Source organism: Nocardia cyriacigeorgica (assembly GCF_005863245.1).
Classification (GTDB): Bacteria; Actinomycetota; Actinomycetes; order Mycobacteriales; family Mycobacteriaceae; genus Nocardia; species Nocardia cyriacigeorgica_C.
The window spans coordinates 486,694-503,491 of the sequence record NZ_VBUT01000004.1; the positions used below are offsets into that span (position 1 = coordinate 486,694).

Annotated in this window: 17 protein-coding genes; 10 read left to right on the forward strand and 7 right to left on the reverse strand. The window is 68.1% G+C overall.

Annotated elements, in window-relative coordinates:
- From FEK34_RS12155 to FEK34_RS12185, 7 genes are all read left to right on the forward strand, one after another.
- Positions 1–468, forward strand: a complete 468-nt coding sequence (locus FEK34_RS12155) for an FHA domain-containing protein FhaB/FipA (RefSeq protein WP_014348331.1) — start codon at positions 1–3, stop codon at positions 466–468.
- Positions 465–1,946, forward strand: a complete 1,482-nt coding sequence (locus FEK34_RS12160; protein ID WP_138447929.1) for a PP2C family protein-serine/threonine phosphatase — start codon at positions 465–467, stop codon at positions 1,944–1,946. Before FEK34_RS12155 ends, FEK34_RS12160 begins: the two co-directional genes overlap by 4 nt.
- On the forward strand, positions 1,946–3,433 hold the full coding sequence (locus FEK34_RS12165; protein WP_138447930.1) for an FtsW/RodA/SpoVE family cell cycle protein: 1,488 nt from the start codon (positions 1,946–1,948) through the stop codon (positions 3,431–3,433). Before FEK34_RS12160 ends, FEK34_RS12165 begins: the two co-directional genes overlap by 1 nt.
- Positions 3,433–4,899, forward strand: a complete 1,467-nt coding sequence (locus tag FEK34_RS12170) for a peptidoglycan D,D-transpeptidase FtsI family protein (RefSeq protein WP_138447931.1) — start codon at positions 3,433–3,435, stop codon at positions 4,897–4,899. The genes FEK34_RS12165 and FEK34_RS12170 overlap by 1 nt, the downstream gene beginning before the upstream one ends.
- A 37-nt stretch (positions 4,900–4,936) precedes the next feature.
- A complete protein-coding gene (locus FEK34_RS12175) occupies positions 4,937–6,460 on the forward strand; it encodes a protein kinase domain-containing protein (protein WP_138447932.1) in 1,524 nt (507 codons plus the stop codon).
- The gene (pknB, locus tag FEK34_RS12180; protein WP_138447933.1) at positions 6,457–8,391 is read left to right on the forward strand and encodes a Stk1 family PASTA domain-containing Ser/Thr kinase; all 1,935 of its coding nucleotides are present in this window, start codon (positions 6,457–6,459) and stop codon (positions 8,389–8,391) included. The genes FEK34_RS12175 and pknB overlap by 4 nt, the downstream gene beginning before the upstream one ends.
- A 137-nt stretch (positions 8,392–8,528) precedes the next feature.
- Positions 8,529–8,948 carry a CBS domain-containing protein gene (locus FEK34_RS12185; protein ID WP_138447934.1) on the forward strand — a complete coding sequence of 140 codons (420 nt, stop codon included), beginning with the start codon at positions 8,529–8,531 and terminating at the stop codon, positions 8,946–8,948.
- 13 nt (positions 8,949–8,961) lie between these two features.
- Here FEK34_RS12185 and FEK34_RS12190 read toward each other — a convergent pair whose 3' ends face one another.
- The 3 genes from FEK34_RS12190 to FEK34_RS12200 are packed head-to-tail and all read right to left on the reverse strand — an operon-like array spanning position 8,962 to position 10,783.
- Positions 8,962–9,420 (reverse strand): deaminase, encoded by a 459-nt coding sequence (locus FEK34_RS12190; protein ID WP_249359030.1) that lies wholly within the window; start codon positions 9,418–9,420, stop codon positions 8,962–8,964.
- 14 nt (positions 9,421–9,434) lie between these two features.
- Positions 9,435–10,142: a RibD family protein gene (locus FEK34_RS12195; protein ID WP_138447935.1), complete on the reverse strand. Its 708-nt coding sequence runs from the start codon at positions 10,140–10,142 to the stop codon at positions 9,435–9,437.
- Entirely contained in the window at positions 10,139–10,783 is a 645-nt protein-coding gene (locus tag FEK34_RS12200; protein WP_036531446.1) for an aminodeoxychorismate/anthranilate synthase component II, read from the reverse strand. The genes FEK34_RS12195 and FEK34_RS12200 overlap by 4 nt, the downstream gene beginning before the upstream one ends.
- A 114-nt stretch (positions 10,784–10,897) precedes the next feature.
- On the opposite strand from FEK34_RS12200, the gene crgA reads away from it, so the two are divergent.
- Entirely contained in the window at positions 10,898–11,164 is a 267-nt protein-coding gene (gene crgA / locus FEK34_RS12205) for a cell division protein CrgA (RefSeq protein WP_014348321.1), read from the forward strand.
- Positions 11,165–11,281: 117 nt separating this feature from the next.
- Complete coding sequence (locus tag FEK34_RS12210) at positions 11,282–11,701, forward strand: PH domain-containing protein (RefSeq protein WP_249359031.1); 420 nt, start codon at positions 11,282–11,284, stop codon at positions 11,699–11,701.
- Between the two features lie 101 nt (positions 11,702–11,802).
- Here FEK34_RS12210 and FEK34_RS12215 read toward each other — a convergent pair whose 3' ends face one another.
- The gene (locus FEK34_RS12215) at positions 11,803–12,675 is read right to left on the reverse strand and encodes a rhomboid family intramembrane serine protease (RefSeq protein WP_138447937.1); all 873 of its coding nucleotides are present in this window, start codon (positions 12,673–12,675) and stop codon (positions 11,803–11,805) included.
- 130 nt (positions 12,676–12,805) lie between these two features.
- Between FEK34_RS12215 and FEK34_RS12220 the strand changes: the two genes are divergently transcribed.
- The gene (locus tag FEK34_RS12220; RefSeq protein ID WP_138447938.1) at positions 12,806–13,018 is read left to right on the forward strand and encodes a hypothetical protein; all 213 of its coding nucleotides are present in this window, start codon (positions 12,806–12,808) and stop codon (positions 13,016–13,018) included.
- 3 nt (positions 13,019–13,021) lie between these two features.
- Here FEK34_RS12220 and FEK34_RS12225 read toward each other — a convergent pair whose 3' ends face one another.
- From FEK34_RS12225 to FEK34_RS12235, 3 genes are all read right to left on the reverse strand, one after another.
- On the reverse strand, positions 13,022–13,882 hold the full coding sequence (locus FEK34_RS12225) for an ABC transporter permease (protein ID WP_138447939.1): 861 nt from the start codon (positions 13,880–13,882) through the stop codon (positions 13,022–13,024).
- Positions 13,879–14,889, reverse strand: coding sequence for an ATP-binding cassette domain-containing protein (locus FEK34_RS12230; RefSeq protein ID WP_138447940.1), 1,011 nt, complete (start codon positions 14,887–14,889; stop codon positions 13,879–13,881). Before FEK34_RS12230 ends, FEK34_RS12225 begins: the two co-directional genes overlap by 4 nt.
- A 932-nt stretch (positions 14,890–15,821) precedes the next feature.
- A complete protein-coding gene (locus tag FEK34_RS12235) occupies positions 15,822–16,742 on the reverse strand; it encodes an acyl-CoA dehydrogenase family protein (protein ID WP_138447941.1) in 921 nt (306 codons plus the stop codon).
- Between the last annotated feature and the right edge of the window lie 56 nt (positions 16,743–16,798).

Consider the following 16,798-nt stretch of genomic DNA (forward strand, 5'->3'; position numbering starts at 1 on the left):
GTGCAGGGACTGATCCTGCAGCTGACCCGTGCGGGCTTCCTGCTGCTGTTGTGGCTGTTCGTGTGGGCGGTGCTGCGAACCTTGCGCAGCGACATCTACGCGGCCTCCGGCATCCGGGTCCAGCCGAGGGCCGCGCGCGGTCCCGCGGTACTGCCGTCCCTGCGCCGAGGCCAGAAGGGCGCCAAATATCTTGTGGTGACTCAAGGTTCACTAGCCGGCACCCGCATCACCCTCGGCACCCAACCGGTGCTGATCGGCCGTGCGGACGATTCCACGCTGGTACTCACCGATGACTACGCTTCCACCAGACATGCGCGGCTGTCACAGCGTGGTGACGACTGGTACGTCGAGGATCTCGGCTCGACGAACGGTACGTATCTCGACCGCGCGAAGGTCACCACCGCTGTCCGTGTTCCGCTCGGCGCTCCCGTCCGGGTCGGCAAAACTGTGATCGAGCTCCGATCGTGACACTTGTTCTCCGCTACGCAGCGCGCAGCGACCGCGGTCTGGTCCGGGCCAACAACGAAGATTCCGTGTACGCGGGTGCCCGCCTGCTCGCCCTCGCCGACGGCATGGGCGGACACGCGGCGGGCGAAGTGGCCTCGCAGCTGATGATCGCGGCGCTCGCCCACCTCGACGACGACGAACCGGGCGACGATCTGCTCGGCAAGCTCGACCGCGCCACCCGTGAGGGCAACGCGGCCATCGCCGACCAGGTCGAGGAGGAACCCGAGCTCGACGGCATGGGCACCACGCTCACCGCCATGCTGTTCGCCGGGAAGAAACTCGGCCTGGTGCACATCGGCGATTCGCGCGCCTACATGCTGCGCGACGGCGAGCTCACCCAGATCACCAGGGACGACACCTTCGTCCAATCACTGGTCGACGAGGGCCGGATCACCCCGGAGCAGGCACACACTCATCCGCAGCGTTCGCTGATCATGCGGGCGCTCACCGGTAACGAGATCGAGCCGACGCTGGTGATGCGGGAGGCGCGCGCAGGCGACCGGTACCTGCTGTGCTCGGACGGGCTCTCGGATGTGGTCAGCGATGAGACCATCGCCAACACCATGCGCGAGGGCAGCACCGACGAATGCGCCGACCGGTTGATCGAACTCGCGCTGCGCAGCGGCGGGCCCGACAACGTCACGGTGGTCGTCGCCGACGTCATCGATCTGGATTACGGGCAGAGCCATCCCATCGTGGCGGGCGCGGCGTCCGGCCAGGACGAGGACACTCCGCCGCCTAACACCGCCGCGGGCCGGGCCGCCGCCATGCGCCCGCCGCGTGCGGCGCCGCGCCGGGCCGCCACCGCGCCGGAACCGCCGCCCGCGGCGAAATCGCATAAGCTGCGCTGGATTCTGCTCGCGGTCGCGCTGGTGGCAGCGGTGGGCGTCGGCCTGCTGGTCGGGTACAAGATGATCCGGTCCAACTACTACGTCGGCGCCGACAACGATCGCGTCGTCGTCATGCGCGGGCTGCCCGGCTCGATCCTCGGCTATTCGATCCATGAGGTCGACCTGGTCGGCTGTGTCGCCGCCGACGGCAAGCTGACGCTGGTCGGCGCCGATGCGGACATGCCCGCCGATTGCCAGGAGCTGAAGGTCGAAGACCTCAAGCAGACCGGACGCGATCAGGTGGACAAGGGCCTGCCGCCCGGTTCGCTGGACAAGGCCAAGGACCAGATGGCCGTGCTGGCCGACCGGGAACTGCTGCCGCCGTGCGACACCAAGAGCTCGGTGCCGCAGCCCGGTGTCGTCGCGCCGCCGGTTGTTCCGCCGACCGCGCCCGCTCCGACCACCACCACCGCGCCGCCCCCGGCTCCGGCACCCAATGGTGAAGGCGCGCCGCCGGCCTCGGCCACCCCGACGCCCGCGCCGCCGACCACCACGGCTCCGCCGACCCAGCCCCAGACCGCGGGGGAGAACTGCCGGGTGACGGACTGATGTCCGCACCGGCACCACCGTCCGCCGGGGCCTATCCGAGTCCCCCGGGCGGCTTCGCTCCCGCGCCTGCGCCGAGCACCAGACGCAACAACGAGCTGTTGTTGCTCGGCTTCGCGGCAGTGGTCACCACCGCGTCGCTGTTCCTGGTCGAGGCCAGCCAGGAGCAGTCGATCACCTGGGATATCGCCAAGTACGGTCTGGCCTACCTCGCTCTGTTCGCGATCGCGCATCTGGCGATCCGTCGCTTCGCCCCCTTCGCCGACCCGCTGCTGCTGCCCATCGTCGCGCTGCTCAACGGTCTCGGCCTGGTGCTGATCCACCGACTCGACCTGGCCGATCAGCAGACCGCGGCCTACAACGACTGGCCGATCCCCTCCCCCGACGCCACCCAGCAGATCCTGTGGACGGCGCTGGGCACGATCGTGTTCATCACCTTGCTGATCGTGCTGCGCGACTACCGCACGCTGGCCCGCTACAGCTACACCCTCGGCCTGATCGGGCTGGTCGCGCTGGCGATCCCGGCCCTGCTGCCGAGCCGATTCTCCGAAACCAACGGCGCCAAGATCTGGATCCGGCTGCCGGGTTTCAGCATGCAGCCCGGCGAGTTCGCCAAGATCCTGCTGATCATCTTCTTCGCCTCGGTGCTGGTGGCCAAGCGCGATCTGTTCACCGCCGCGGGCAAGCATTTCCTCGGCATGGAGTTCCCCAGGGCCCGCGATCTCGGCCCGATCCTCGCGGTGTGGATCGTGTGCATCGGGGTGCTGGTGTTCGAGAAGGATCTCGGCACCTCGCTGCTGATCTTCGGCACCGTGCTGGTGATGCTCTACATCGCCACCGAGCGGGTGGGCTGGCTGATCATCGGCGGCGGGCTGCTCGCACTCGGATTCGTCTTCGCCTATCAGCTGTTCGGGCACGTGCGGGTGCGGGTGGAAACCTGGCTGCATCCTTTCGACGACTACAACAACACCGGCTACCAGATCTCGCAGTCGCTGTTCGGGCTCGCTACCGGCGGACTGGCGGGCACCGGCCTCGGCAGCGGCCGGCCCTCACAGGTGCCCTTCGCCAAGACCGACTTCATCGTCACCACCATCGGTGAGGAACTGGGCCTGATCGGCCTGACCGCGGTGCTGATCCTGTTCCTGGTGTTCATCACCCGCGGTATGCGCACCGCGCTCGCGGTGCGCGACAGCTTCGGCAAGCTGCTGGCCGCCGGGCTGTCGTTCACCATCGCGGTGCAGCTGTTCGTGGTGGTCGGCGGCGTCACCAAGCTGATCCCGCTGACGGGTCTGACCACACCGTTCGTGTCCTACGGTGGTTCGTCGCTGCTGGCCAACTACGCGCTGCTGGCCCTGCTGATCAAGATCTCCGACGCGGCCCGCGCGCCCGCGCCGGTCCGCAAGAAGGAAGTCGCACCGCCGCCGATCGCCGAGGCGCCGACCGAGATGATGCGGCGGGATCAGAACCGTCAGGAAGGGGGGCCGAGGTAGTGAACACTCCCCTACGCCGGGTCGCCGTCGCGGTGATGGTCATGGTCGTCGCGCTGCTGGCCAACATCACCTACGTCCAGGTCATCAAGGCCGACGATCTGCGCGCCGATCCACGCAACTCCCGGGTGCTGCTCGACGAGTACTCGCGCCAACGCGGCCAGATCTCGGCCGGCGGCACCGTGCTCGCCAGCTCGGTCGCCACCGACGACCGCTACAAATACCTGCGCACCTACCCGACCGCGCCGTCGGCCTTCGCACCCGTGACCGGCTTCTACTCGATGCAGTACGGCAGCACGGGGCTCGAGCGCGCGGAGGATCCGGTGCTCAACGGCTCGGACAACCAGCTGTTCGGCAGCCGCCTTGTCGATCTGTTCTCCGGACGCGACCCGCGCGGCGGCAATGTGGTCACCACCATCGACCCGGTCATGCAGCAGGTCGCCTACGACGAGCTGACCAGCAAGGGCTACACCGGATCGGTGGTCGCGATCGAGCCGAGCACCGGCAAGATCCTGACGATGGTGTCCACGCCGAGCTACGACCCGAACCTGCTGTCGGGCCACGACGGCGCCCAGGGCACCAAGGCCTGGGAGCAGCTCAGCTCGGATCCGAACCAGCCGATGCTCAATCGCGCCGTCTCCCAGACCTATCCGCCCGGGTCCACCTTCAAGGTGATCGTCACCGCGGCGGCGCTGTCCAACGGGGTCGCCACCCCGGAAAGCCAGTTCACCGCGGCGCCGAACATCACCCTGCCGGGCACCAGCACCACGCTGGAGAACTACAACGGCACCACCTGCGGTCCGGGCCCGACTGCCTCGCTGTACGACGCGTTCCGGATGTCGTGCAACACCGCGTTCGTCGAGCTCGGTGTCGATGTGGGCGCCTCGAATCTGAAAGACGAAGCCGCCGCCTTCGGCATCGGCCCGCATCGCGGGGTGCCGATCCCGGTCGCCGAGAGCACCGTCGGGCCGATCCCCGACGACGCCGCGCTCGGCCAGACCAGCATCGGCCAGCGTGACGTCGCGCTGACCCCGCTCAACAACGCGGTCATCGCGGCGACCATCGCCAACGGCGGCGTGCGGATGGAGCCGTACCTGGTCGACCAGCTGCAGGGCCCCGATCTGAGCGTGCTGTCGGAAACCACACCGGTGTCGGTCGGGCAGGCGGTGAGCGCCCAGGTAGCGTCGACCGTGACCAACCTGATGGTCGCCTCCGAACAGAACACCAAGGGCGGTGGCGGGCGGCCGTACCAGATCGCGTCCAAGACCGGAACGGCCGAACACGGCTCGGACCCGCGTAATACCCCACCGCATGCCTGGTATATCGCCTTCGCGCCCGCGCAGAACCCGAAGATCGCGATCGCGGTCATCGTGGAGAACGGCGGTGACCGCGGGGAGGCGGCAACCGGTGGGTCGGTCGCCGCGCCGGTAGCCCGCGCGGTACTGGACGCGGGCCTGCAAGGGCGCTGAACGAGATGGATGTGCGAGTGAATCTGCGGGGAAACCGATGCTGAACAACGGTGCGATGATCGCGGACCGGTACCGGCTGCAGCGGCTGATCGCCACCGGCGGTATGGGCCAGGTCTGGGAAGCCCTCGACACCCGTCTCGACCGGCGGGTGGCGGTCAAGGTGCTCAAGTCGGAGTTCTCGGCCGATCCCACCTTCCGGCACCGGTTCCGCACCGAGGCCAAGACCACCGCGCAGCTCAACCACTCCGGCATCGCAGGCATCTACGACTACGGCGAGACCGTCGACCCGCAGGGCGGGGAGGTGGCCTACCTGGTCATGGAGCTGGTGCAGGGCGAACCGCTGAACACCGTGCTGAACCGGCTGGGCAGGCTGTCGGTGGCCCAGGGCCTGGACATGCTCGAACAGACCGGCCGAGCCTTGCAGGTGGCGCACGCCGCCGGTGTGGTGCACCGCGATGTGAAGCCCGGCAATATTTTGGTTACCCCCGCCGGGCAGGTGAAGATCACCGACTTCGGCATCGCCAAGGCAGTGGACGCCTCACCGGTGACCAAGACCGGCATGGTGATGGGCACCGCGCAGTACATCGCACCGGAGCAGGCCGTCGGCGAGGACGCCACCGCCTCCAGCGACGTGTACTCCCTCGGCATCGTCGGCTACGAAGCACTGGCCGGTCAGCGGCCGTTCAGCGGCGACGGCGCGATCACCGTCGCGATGAAGCATGTGCGTGAGACACCGCCGCCGATGCCGTCGGATCTGCCGCCCAACGTGCGCGAACTGATCGACATCACCATCGGCAAGGACCCCGCCCAGCGCTATGCCGACGGCGGCGAGTTCGCCGACGCCGTCGCCGCGGTACGTGCCGGTCGCAGGCCACCGCCGCCGCGCGGGATGGGCACCGGACCCGCGCCCACCGGCGCCACCCGGGTGCTGCCGCCCGGCCCGACGGTGGTGCTGCCCTCGGCCCAGCCCGCCTACGACAACGGCGCGACCGTGCGTTATCCGACCGCGGCGGCGACCGGCGCGGCGACTCCGACCACGGTCGGCGCCGCTCCCACCTCCGGGCACGCGCCGATGCCGCCCGAGAATCACAAAGGCGGCCTGACCTCCACCCAGAAGTGGATGGCCGGGCTCGGTGTCGGCGCCGTGGTGCTCGGCGGCCTGGTGATCTGGCTGCTGTTCGGTGGCGACACCAACCCCGATCCGAACCGGCCGATCGAGTCGAGCACGGTCGCCCCGCATACCCCCAAGCCGCTGCCACCGCCGGTCACCACGACCGTGCGGCCGGTGCCGCCCCCGGTGACCACCACCGAGGAGCCCACCACCACGCAGCCGCCGACCACCACCACCGAACCGCCGACGTCGACGACCACCGAAACGACCACGACGGAATCGACGACGACCGAGCCGACCACGACCGTTCAGCGCACCTCGACACAGCCGACCACCACCGGTAGGCGCGTGCCGACCGTCGACATACCATTGCCCGAGATTCCCGGTGCCCGACGTCCAGTCGTCACCGACAGCAGCACGCCGGCGACTTCCCAGCAAGGACTGCCATGACGACCCCGAAGAATCTCTCCTCCCGGTACGAGCTGGGCGAGATCATCGGGTTCGGCGGGATGTCGGAGGTGCACAAGGCGCGCGACCTGCGACTGAGCCGGGATGTGGCGATCAAGGTGCTGCGCGCCGATCTGGCCCGCGACCCCACCTTCTATCTGCGCTTCAAACGGGAGGCGCAGAACGCGGCCGCGTTGAATCATCCGGCCATCGTTGCGGTGTACGACACCGGCGAGGCCGAGGTCGACGGCGGCCCGCTGCCCTACATCGTGATGGAGTACGTGGACGGCGAGACGCTGCGCGATATCGTGCGCGGCAAGGGCCCGCTGCCGCCGCGCCGGGCGATGGAGATCATCGCCGATGTCTGCGCCGCACTGGATTTCAGCCATAAGGCCGGGATCGTGCACCGCGATATGAAGCCGGCCAACATCATGATCAACCGGTCCGGCGCGGTGAAGGTGATGGACTTCGGCATCGCCCGCGCCATCGCCGACGCCGCCAATCCGATGACGCAGACCGCCGCCGTCATCGGTACCGCGCAATACCTCTCGCCGGAGCAGGCGCGCGGCGAATCCGTCGACGCCCGCTCGGACGTGTACTCGGTGGGCTGCGTGCTCTTCGAGATCCTCACCGGCGAACCGCCTTTCACCGGCGACTCGCCGGTCGCGGTGGCCTACCAGCATGTGCGCGAGGATCCCCGGCTGCCCTCGCTGGTGCACGACGGGGTGCCACGCGAACTGGATTCGGTGGTGCTCAAGGCGATGAGCAAAAACCCCGCCAACCGGTACCAGACCGCCGCCGAGATGCGCGCCGACCTGATCCGGGTGCTCGGCGGGCAGAAGCCGAGCGCGCCGATGGTGATGACCGACGAGGACCGCACCACCATCCTCGGCTCGGAGGAACCGGCGCCGCGTTCGTACCACACCGTCGACAACCACGACCGTGCCTACCGCGACGATGACGACACCGGTGAACAGGAGCCGGTGGACCCGCCCAGTCAGCGGCGCACCGCCTATCTGACGCTGGGCGCGGTGGCCGCGGTGATCGTCGCGATCGCTCTGTTCTGGGTGCTGATCGGGCCGGGCAGCAAGCCCGACCAGGTCGCGGTCCCGGATCTGTCGAACAGTTCGGTGCAGCAGGCCGAACAGAAACTCGAGGACCTCGGTTTCCACGTCGCCATCCAGGAAAAGCCCGACGCCAGGGTCGCTCCCGGCAATGTGATCGCCACCCAGCCCCTCGGCGGATCCCGCGTCGACGAGGGCAGCACCATCACCCTGCACGTATCCACCGGGCCTGCGCAGATCCAGGTGCCCCGGCTGACCGGGTTGACCAGGCAAGAGGCCGAACAGAAGCTCAACGCCATCGGTTTGCGGCTGGATCCCCAGGTCGACAAAGAAGCCTCTAGCACCGCCGAGCTGGACAAGGTGATCGGCCAGAACCCGGCCGAGGGCGCGAGCGTCGAGGTCGACCGGGCCGTCAAGGTGACCATCGGCAGCGGGCCCGAGCAGGTCCGGGTGCCCAATGTGGTGGGCCAGGACATCGAGGTCGCCGAACCGAACCTGGTGGAGGGCGCGCAGTTCAAGGTCGTCGTCCAGGAGGTGGTCTCGTCCCGGCCGAAGGGTGAGGTCATCGCGACCAGCCCGGCCGGTGGTTCCACCGCGGAGAAGGGCTCGACCGTCACGGTGCAGGTTTCGCTCGGCGCCGAGTTCACCATGCCGAGCCTGGTGGGGCTGAACGCCTCGCAGGCCATCGACCGGCTGCGGCAGGCCGGCTGGGCGGGCTCCACCACCCAGATCGTGCAGAACACGCAGGTCACGCTGGATTCGGCGAACGTCGGCAAGGTGCTCAACCAGCAGCCGGCGGCCGGTTCCTCGGTCGGGCGCAACAGCACCATCGTCATCTACACCGGGGTGCTTCCGCTCGGCCCGCCGTGATCCACCGAGCCGCCGGACCGGCTGCAGGATTCGAGTGAACGGGATCTCGATTCACCGAACCGGTCGGTCCGTGCGGTGCGACAATTGATGGGCTCCATCCCGATCAGCTCAGCTGAATCTATGAGGAGGTAGCCCAGATGACCACTGCCAGGGACATCATGAAGCCCGGCGCTCAGTGGATTTCCCGAGATCAAACGGTCGCCCAGGCGGCCCGCGTGATGGCCGAACTCGGTGTCGGCTCGCTCGTCATCGCCGACGAGAACGAACGGATGTGCGGCATCATCACCGACCGCGACATCGTGGTGAAATGCATCGCCCAGGGGCTGTCGCCGTCGGGCACTCGCGCCGCCGAGCTCTGCGAAGCGACGCCCCGCTGGGTCTCGGCCGACGCCGACGTCGACGAGGTGCTCGACGAAATGGAGACCCACCAGGTCAAACGCATGCCGGTGATCGAGAACAAGCGCCTGGTCGGCATGATCAGCGAGGCCGATCTCGCCAGGCATCTCGATGACAACCAGCTCGGCGAGTTCGTCACCGCCGTCTACGGCAGGCCGTGACGCACTGAGCTGATCAGGACAGGTCGAGGTGGCGGTTCATCGACATCGCCGCCTCGGCCAGTTCCGGCAGTTCGACCACCTCGACGCCGTGCTGCCGCAGCCGTTCCACACCGACACAGTTGGTGACAAAAGTGGCCGGTTCCCGCCAGGCGATGACGACTCTGGGAATTCCGGCCCGGAGGATCCGCTCGGTGCACGGCAGCCGCGTCGCCGTGGCGCGCTCCGAACACGGTTCGAGGGTGCTGTAGATCGTCGCACCCGCCAACCGGGGATCATCCGCGGCCAATTTGTCCAGCGCGGATTCTTCCGCGTGCACCTTCGGATCGGTCTCGCGCGAATAGCCGGAGCTGATCTCGATGCCGTCGGCGACGATCACCGCGCCCACCGAGAAGGCGGTCTCGCTACGCGGCGCGAGGCGGGCGAGGTTGATCGCGCGCAGCATCCAGCTGTGGTCTATCGCCGCGGCACCCACTGTGGCCTCCTCGTTCACGCTTCGGGCAGATCGCCGGTCTCGAGCCGATCACCGGACTTGGGTAAATAGCGCAGCACCGCGACATCGCCGGCGCGCCCGACCTCGGCCAGCCGCATCCGCCGCCGCGCGCCACCGGGAAAATCGGCCGGTTCGAGTACCCGCGGGGCGGCGGCGTCGCCGACGATCAGCGGCGCGATCGCCAGCACCAGTTCATCGGCGAGGTCGGCCGCGAGAAACTCGGTGAGGATGCGGGTGCCACCTTCGACCATCAACCGGCCGATACCGCGGCTGCCCAGATCGTCGAGCAACCGGCCCAGCTCGATCCGCTCACCGAGTGCGACGACCTCGGCGGACTCACCCAGCCGATTGCCGAGCCGAGCTGCCCCGGCGACGGTGGTGTAGACCAGTTTGTCACCGCCGTGCTGCCAGAACCGCAGCTCGGGATCGAGGTCACCGATCCCGCTCACCGTGACCTTGAGCGGGTACTCGGGCTTCCCGGACGCGACCCGCTCGGCCCGGCGCGCCTGATCGTTCACCAGCAGTCGCGGATTGTCACTGCGCAAGGTCTGCGCGCCGACCAGGATGGCGTCCGATTCGGCCCGCAGCTGATCGACCCGGTCGAAGTCCTCGGCGCTCGACAGCAGCAGCCGCTGCGGGCTCGCGTCGTCGATATAGCCGTCGACGCTCGCGGCGACCGAGAGCAGCACGTACGGCCGGCTCATGAGATCGCCAGCGCCGCGACCTCCGCCTCCAGCATCTCCACCAGGCCCTCGGCGGGCCGCTCGCCGCACACCTCGAGCCAGTTGGCCAGCATCCGGTGCCCGCCCTGGGTGAGCACCGACTCCGGATGGAACTGCACACCGTGGATGGGCAAATCGTGATGCCGCATGGCCATCACGATCCCGCTTTCGGTGCGGCCGAGCACCTCGATCTCGTCGGGCAGGGTGTCTTCGAGGACGGTGAGCGAGTGATACCGGGTGGCGGTGAACGGATCGGGCAACCCGGCCAGCACGCCCGCGCCGATGTGGAAGACCTCGCTGGTCTTGCCGTGCAGCAGCTCCGGCGCCCGGGTGACGGTGGCGCCGAAAGCCGCGCCGATGGATTGGTGGCCGAGACATACACCGAGCAGCGGCGTGCGCTGCCGGGCCGCGGCGTGGACCAACTCGATACTCGCGCCCGCGCGATCGGGGGTGCCAGGCCCAGGACTGATCAGAATGCCGTCGAATTCGGCGGCCACCGCGTCCAGATCGGCCAGGCGCTGGTCGTCGTTGCGCCAGACTTCGGCCTCCGCGCCCAGCTGGCCCAGGTACTGGACCAGGTTGTAGACGAAGCTGTCGTAATTGTCGACGACCAGAACACGCATGGTTCGAGATTACGTGGCCCACCCACAGGCCGTCGCATCCATTACCAGTTGGGATAGCCTAGAGAGAACCGGAGGGACGCCGGTATTGCCCTGTTCGCCGAATTCGAGGACGTCATGCCCAAGTCCAAGGTCCGTAAGAAGACCGACTACTCCAGCTCCCCCGCCAGCCGGACCCCGGTGAAGGTGAAGGCCGTCGGTCCGTCGCCGGTCTGGTACGTCGCCATCATGCTCGGATTCATGCTCGCGGGCCTGGTGTGGCTGCTTGTGTACTACCTCGCGGGCGATCAGATCAGCTGGATGCGCGACCTCGACGCCTGGAACTTCCTCATCGGCTTCGGCCTGATGGTGATCGGCCTGATCATGACCATGAGGTGGCGCTAGCGCCCGGTTGCCGGCCGCCGTATTACAGTCGTGTCATTCATGCACACCTGTGGATGAACCTGTGGACAACTCGAGGAAATCGTGAATCCTGAGTCGCGTCTTTCGTGGACCACACCGATGTCCGCGCTGGTCGCGGCGACCGTGGGTGGCGTCGTCCTGGCGGTGGTCGCCGTGCTGAACAACGATCCGCCCGGTCGCTTGCTCATCGGTCTGGCCGCCGTGCTGCTGCTCGGCTTGGCCGGTCTCGGATTCCGGCAGCGCCCCCGGCTCTCGGTGATTCCCGGCGCGGATCCGCGCCTGGTGGTGCGCTCGCTGACCGGCCCCACCGAATATCGTCCCGACCAGATCCTGCGGGCCCGCATCGTCTACTACCGCCGCCTCGGCCGCCGGATGCCGATGCTGGAAATTGAGCTCATCCACAACGACGCCGAGCGACTGCTCATCTTCGGGCGCTGGGACCTGGGCACCCACCCCGAAGACGTCTACGACGTCCTCGTCGAGCAACTGCGGCTCAGCGGGGACATCACCCGGCCCTGAGCGTTGTTGCCGCGTTCACGGTCGCCACGGCATCGAACCGGTCCCGTGCACCGTCGTGGTTTCGCGTGAAACATTCCGCCCGGCATAGGTGGCGCACCACCTCACGGCAGCAGCGATGCCGCGCTCACCCCGATAACGGCCAGCGAGATCACCGTGACCGCCCCCACCGCGGACCAGCCGATGATCTGCGCGCTGCGCGTCGAACCGGCCTTCAACCAGGTGGGCAGGAACAGAATGCCGAGCGTGGCCAGCGTCCCCGCGGCGAGCCCGCCCAGATGGCCGAACAGTGAGATGCCCGGCAGCGAGAAGCTGATGAAGACGTTGATGCCGATCAGGATGAACATGCTGTTGGCGTTCTGCCGCAGCCGGATCAAGATCAACGTAATGGCGCCGAACAGGCCGTAGACCGCGCCGGAGGCGCCCGCCGTGAGGTTGTCCTGGGCGAACACCATGACGGCGGCCGAACCGCCGAGCAGCGAGACCAGATACACCGCGAGGTAGCGCGACCGGCCGAGCACCAGCTCGATATCGCGACCGACCACATACAGCGCGAACATGTTGAGCAGCAGATGAATCGGCCCGTAGTGCAGGAAACCGGAGCCGATCACCCGCACCCAGTCGCCATCGGCCACCGCGGGCGGGAACATCACCCAGCGCAGGAACAGCTGTGAGCCGTTGTAGTTGTCGATCAGGCTGCGCGATTGCGCCGCGGTGATGGCGAACACCGCGACGTTCACCGCGATCAACGCATAGGTGACATACGGAATCCGCACTCGTGGCGCAGCCGCCGACGCCACCGTACGGACCTGCGGGGCGCCACGGTTGTCAGCGCGCAGGCAGTCCACACAGTGCTGGCCGACCGAGGCCGGGCGCAGGCATTCCGGGCAGGCGGGGCGACCGCACCTGGTGCAGGCCAGGCCGGTCACCCGATCCGGGTGCCGGACACACGTCGTCGCGGGAGGTTGGGGGTTCATCGGCTCATTCGAATCGTGCCGGCGGCGCCGACGCGGTCATGGTCACCCGACCATCGTGCCATGACCGTCCCGGCAGCGCGCTGACCTGGGGCTCGGTGCGCGCAGCCCGGGTCTGTGTCAGAGTTGACCCATGAGCTCGAGGTCCCTGCACCTGTCTTCGCGTTCCCGTAATCGGCTTCTGACCGCTGCCGCCGTCGCGGCCGCGGGCGGCGCCGCGTGGCTGGCCCGCGCCAAGCGCCCGCTGCCGCCGGAGCCCGCCCCGGCCCCGCCACGCATCGGCTACTCCCGAAACGGGTCCGCGCCGACCCCCGAGACGGAAGCCGGCGCGGAATCGCAGAGCTGAGCCTCAGCGGCTGACGCTGCGCTTGTACCGCCACAGGGTGAGCGGGACGAAGATCGCCAGGATCACCACGACCCAGATCAGGGTCGTCGCGACCGGATGCTGCATCGGCCAGGTGTCCGGCGGCGGCGCCACCGGCGAGGTGTTGCCGAACAACTCGCGGATCGCCTGCGTGACGGCCGAAACCGGATTCCACTCGGCGAATACGCGCAGCACCGTCGGCAGTTCCTCGATCGGCACGAAGGTGTTGGCCAGGAAGGTGAGCGGGAAGATCACCATGAAGCTGGCGTTGTTGAACACCTCCGGCGCCCGCACGATCAATCCGACGAAGGCCATGATCCAGGAGATCGCGTAGGCGAACAGCAGTAGCAGCACATAGGCCAAGACCGCGTCCAGCAGCGAGCCCCGGATCCGCCAGCCGACGATCAGGCCGGTCAGCGACATGACCACCAGGCTCACCACATTGATGACGACATCGCTGATGGTGCGCCCGATGAGCACCGCGACCGGCTCCATCGGCAGCGACCGGAACCGGTCGATGATGCCCTTCTGCATGTCCTCCACCAGGCTCAGCCCGGTGAACGTCGCGCCGAACACGCAGGTCTGGGCGAAGATGCCTGCGATGAGGAACTCGCGGTAGCCACCCTCGAGTCCCGGCACCTTGATGGCCGTGCCGAAGATGTAGGCGAACAGCAGCACGAACATGATCGGTGACAGCGTGCTGAAGATCAGCACATCGGGCACGCGCTTGATCTTGATGACGTTGCGCTTGGTGATGGTGATGGTGTCGGAGACGACGGTCGAGAGCCGCTCACCGAGACCTGGGCCGTGATCGGGCACGACCTTCGTGGTGCTGACCGCGGTCATCGGGTCTGTCCTTCCGTGGCTTCCAGCGCGCCGAGGCCCTCGGCCGCATCGTCGGCAGTGGTCAGTTCCTCGGCCTCGTGTCCGGTGAGGGTGAGGAACACGTCGTCGAGCGACGGGCGACGCAGGCCGACGTCGTGGATCTTCACGCTGTGGTCGTTGAGCCTGCCGACGGCCTCGACCAGCGCCTGCGAGCCGTTGCTGACCGGTACGATGATGCGCCGCAGGCCCGGTTCCAGATGGATCTCGCCGTCGGCCAGACCGGCCAGTGCCTGCTGCGCGATGGCCAGGTTGTCCACATGGTCGACGGTCAGTTCGATCCGGTCGCCGCCGACCATCGTCTTCAGCTCGTCGGCGGTGCCCTTGGCGATGACCTTGCCGCGATCGATCACCGCGATGGAATCGGCGAGCCGGTCGGCCTCCTCCATGTACTGGGTGGTGAGCAGCAGGGTGGTGCCGCCGGCCACGAGTTCCTCGATCACGTCCCACAGGTCCAGCCGGGCCCGGGGATCGAGGCCGGTGGTCGGCTCGTCCAGGAACAGCACCGGTGGCGCGGCGACCAGCGCACCCGCCAGGTCCAGGCGCCTGCGCATACCGCCGGAGTAGCCCTTGACCGGGCGATCGGCGGCATCGCTGAGCCGGAACCGGTCGAGCAGTTCGCGCGCGCGTTCCTTACTGCGTTGGACGCCCATGTGGTACAGGCGTCCCACCATTTCGAGGTTCTCGAAGCCGGTGAGGTACTCGTCGACCGCCGCGTACTGGCCCGACGCGCCGATGTTGCGGCGCAGGGCCCGCGGGTCACGCAGCACATCGATGCCCGCGACGGTGGCGCGGCCGCCATCGGGGATCAACAGCGTGGTCAGCACCCGGACGGTGGTGGTTTTTCCGGCGCCGTTCGGACCGAGCAGCGCGGTGACGGTGCCCTCGGGCACGGTCAGGTCGAGTCCATCGAGGGCGACCTGCGGGCCGTATCGCTTGACGAGACCCTCGGCGACTATTGCGTCACCCATGATTCTCCTGAAGTTCGTAGAGCCCGATGACATGCGGTGTCGGTGGCCGGCTTCCTCGGCGACCTGCTGATATGACGGCCCGCGGTGCGGAAATTAATCGCCGGGGCCGGCAACCGGGCCGATCAGACCATTCGGACGATCGACCAGTCCTGGAGTGAGTATTGCGCGTCGGGTGGCCGATTTCATCGGATTTGTCCGGCCGCCCGGTTACCGGTGGGCAACGAAAAAAGGTCGCACCTCGATCCGGGCGGTGCTCGGGGGTACCGGATCGGGGTGCGACCGATTCGATGATGCCGCGCACGGGGGCCGGCGGTCGTGCGTACCGGACTACTCGAATCCGCGCGGGCCGGTACTCATTCGGGCGCATGGACGGACCGCGTCCGTGTAGTCCGAGACGGAAATACACCGACGACGGCATGCTTCGCGAGGCGAGGTCGTCCACGCGCGGAATGCTGCCACGGGGGTACGACACATTTCCTATATCGCGGTAGCTACCGGGCAACCGCCTCGCCCCGCCGACGCCGACACGCGGCCGCCGGAGCGCCCCGGGCAGGCGCTACAGCGACCGGTCGGCATGTTTTACCGATCGCACCGGACCCCCTGGACAACCGCGTATACAGCCCGGTAAACCGGTGCGGGCCTGCGCTTTTGGCAACCACAGAGCCATCGGCGGCCCGGCTCGGGATCGAGTCGGGTGTCCGATTCACCAACCACGGAACCCGAACCCTGTGAATTACCCCGAAAAAACTTCGAAACCGACTGTCCTCATACACACAAAAACGCGGATCTTCGCGTAGGATCGTTCTCGTCGGCCCCTCCCCCCCGGGCCGACCTTACGCGGGCCTCGGCTAACTCCCCCCCTTCGCCGAGGCCCGCTCTCATGTCCGGACGAGGTTCCGCCGGAACAGATTGGCGGAACCTCGTTTCCGGCACTAATGAGCGGGGCCGTGCACCGATTGCCAGGCCGACGCCAATCGCAGCCCCCGCACTTTTCCGGCAACCCGCAGCAGCGGCAGATCACGCTCCCACCGCCGGACGTCCTCCGGCTCGGCCGCCGCCCAGATCGGCGCCGCCATCCGGGGCAGTTCATCGAAACGGGCCAGCACACCGCCCAGCGCGATATGGACACCGGGCGAACTCGCGGGCGCCCGGGCCAGATCGCGCAATGACGCGGCGTCGGCCAGCAACTGCTCCAGCAACGACCGCGCCACCGCGCCCCGGCGCCCCATCCGGATCAGCCAGCCGAGCGCCGCCGCGAGCACGTGGATGTCCTCGATCGTGCGGAACGGTTTCAGGTAGCCGGAGTAGCCGTCGCCGGGCAGTATCTGAGCTCGCGCACCGGTGAATGTGACCGTCGCGTGCGGTATTTCCGGGATGAACGGGGTCTCGGGAAGCGGAGTCCGCGCCACCGACGGCTGGTCGGTGCCCACGAGCACGGCGGCCAATCGATTGCGCCCGCTGTCATCGGTGCCGGCACTGCCGATCACCACCAGCCGGTCGGCGGGCTCGCCGAGCGTGGCGAAAGTCTTCGTCCCGTCGACCAGCCAGTGCCCGTCCCGCTCGGTGACAGTGGTTCTGATGGCCGCCGGATGCCCGCCGCCCTGCTCGGTCGCGCACAGCGACACCAACTCCTCCGGCGGCAGCTGCGGCAGCAGGGCCCGCAGGGCGGCCTGATATCCGGACAGGAATGCGTAGCCGAGCCGATCCGCACCGAACCCGCAGGCCAGGGCGGCGTCCACGGGAACGTCGAACATCGCGGCGGTGTCCCGGTGCCGCTGCCAGGCCTGCGGCACATCGTTCAGCGGCGCAACCTCGGCCGGCGCGGTGAGCAGGTAGTCGAGTACAGAATCCACCCCTGCACGCTAGCGGTGCTCCACCGGCTGGGCGCCGGAGAGACGCGCACACCCTG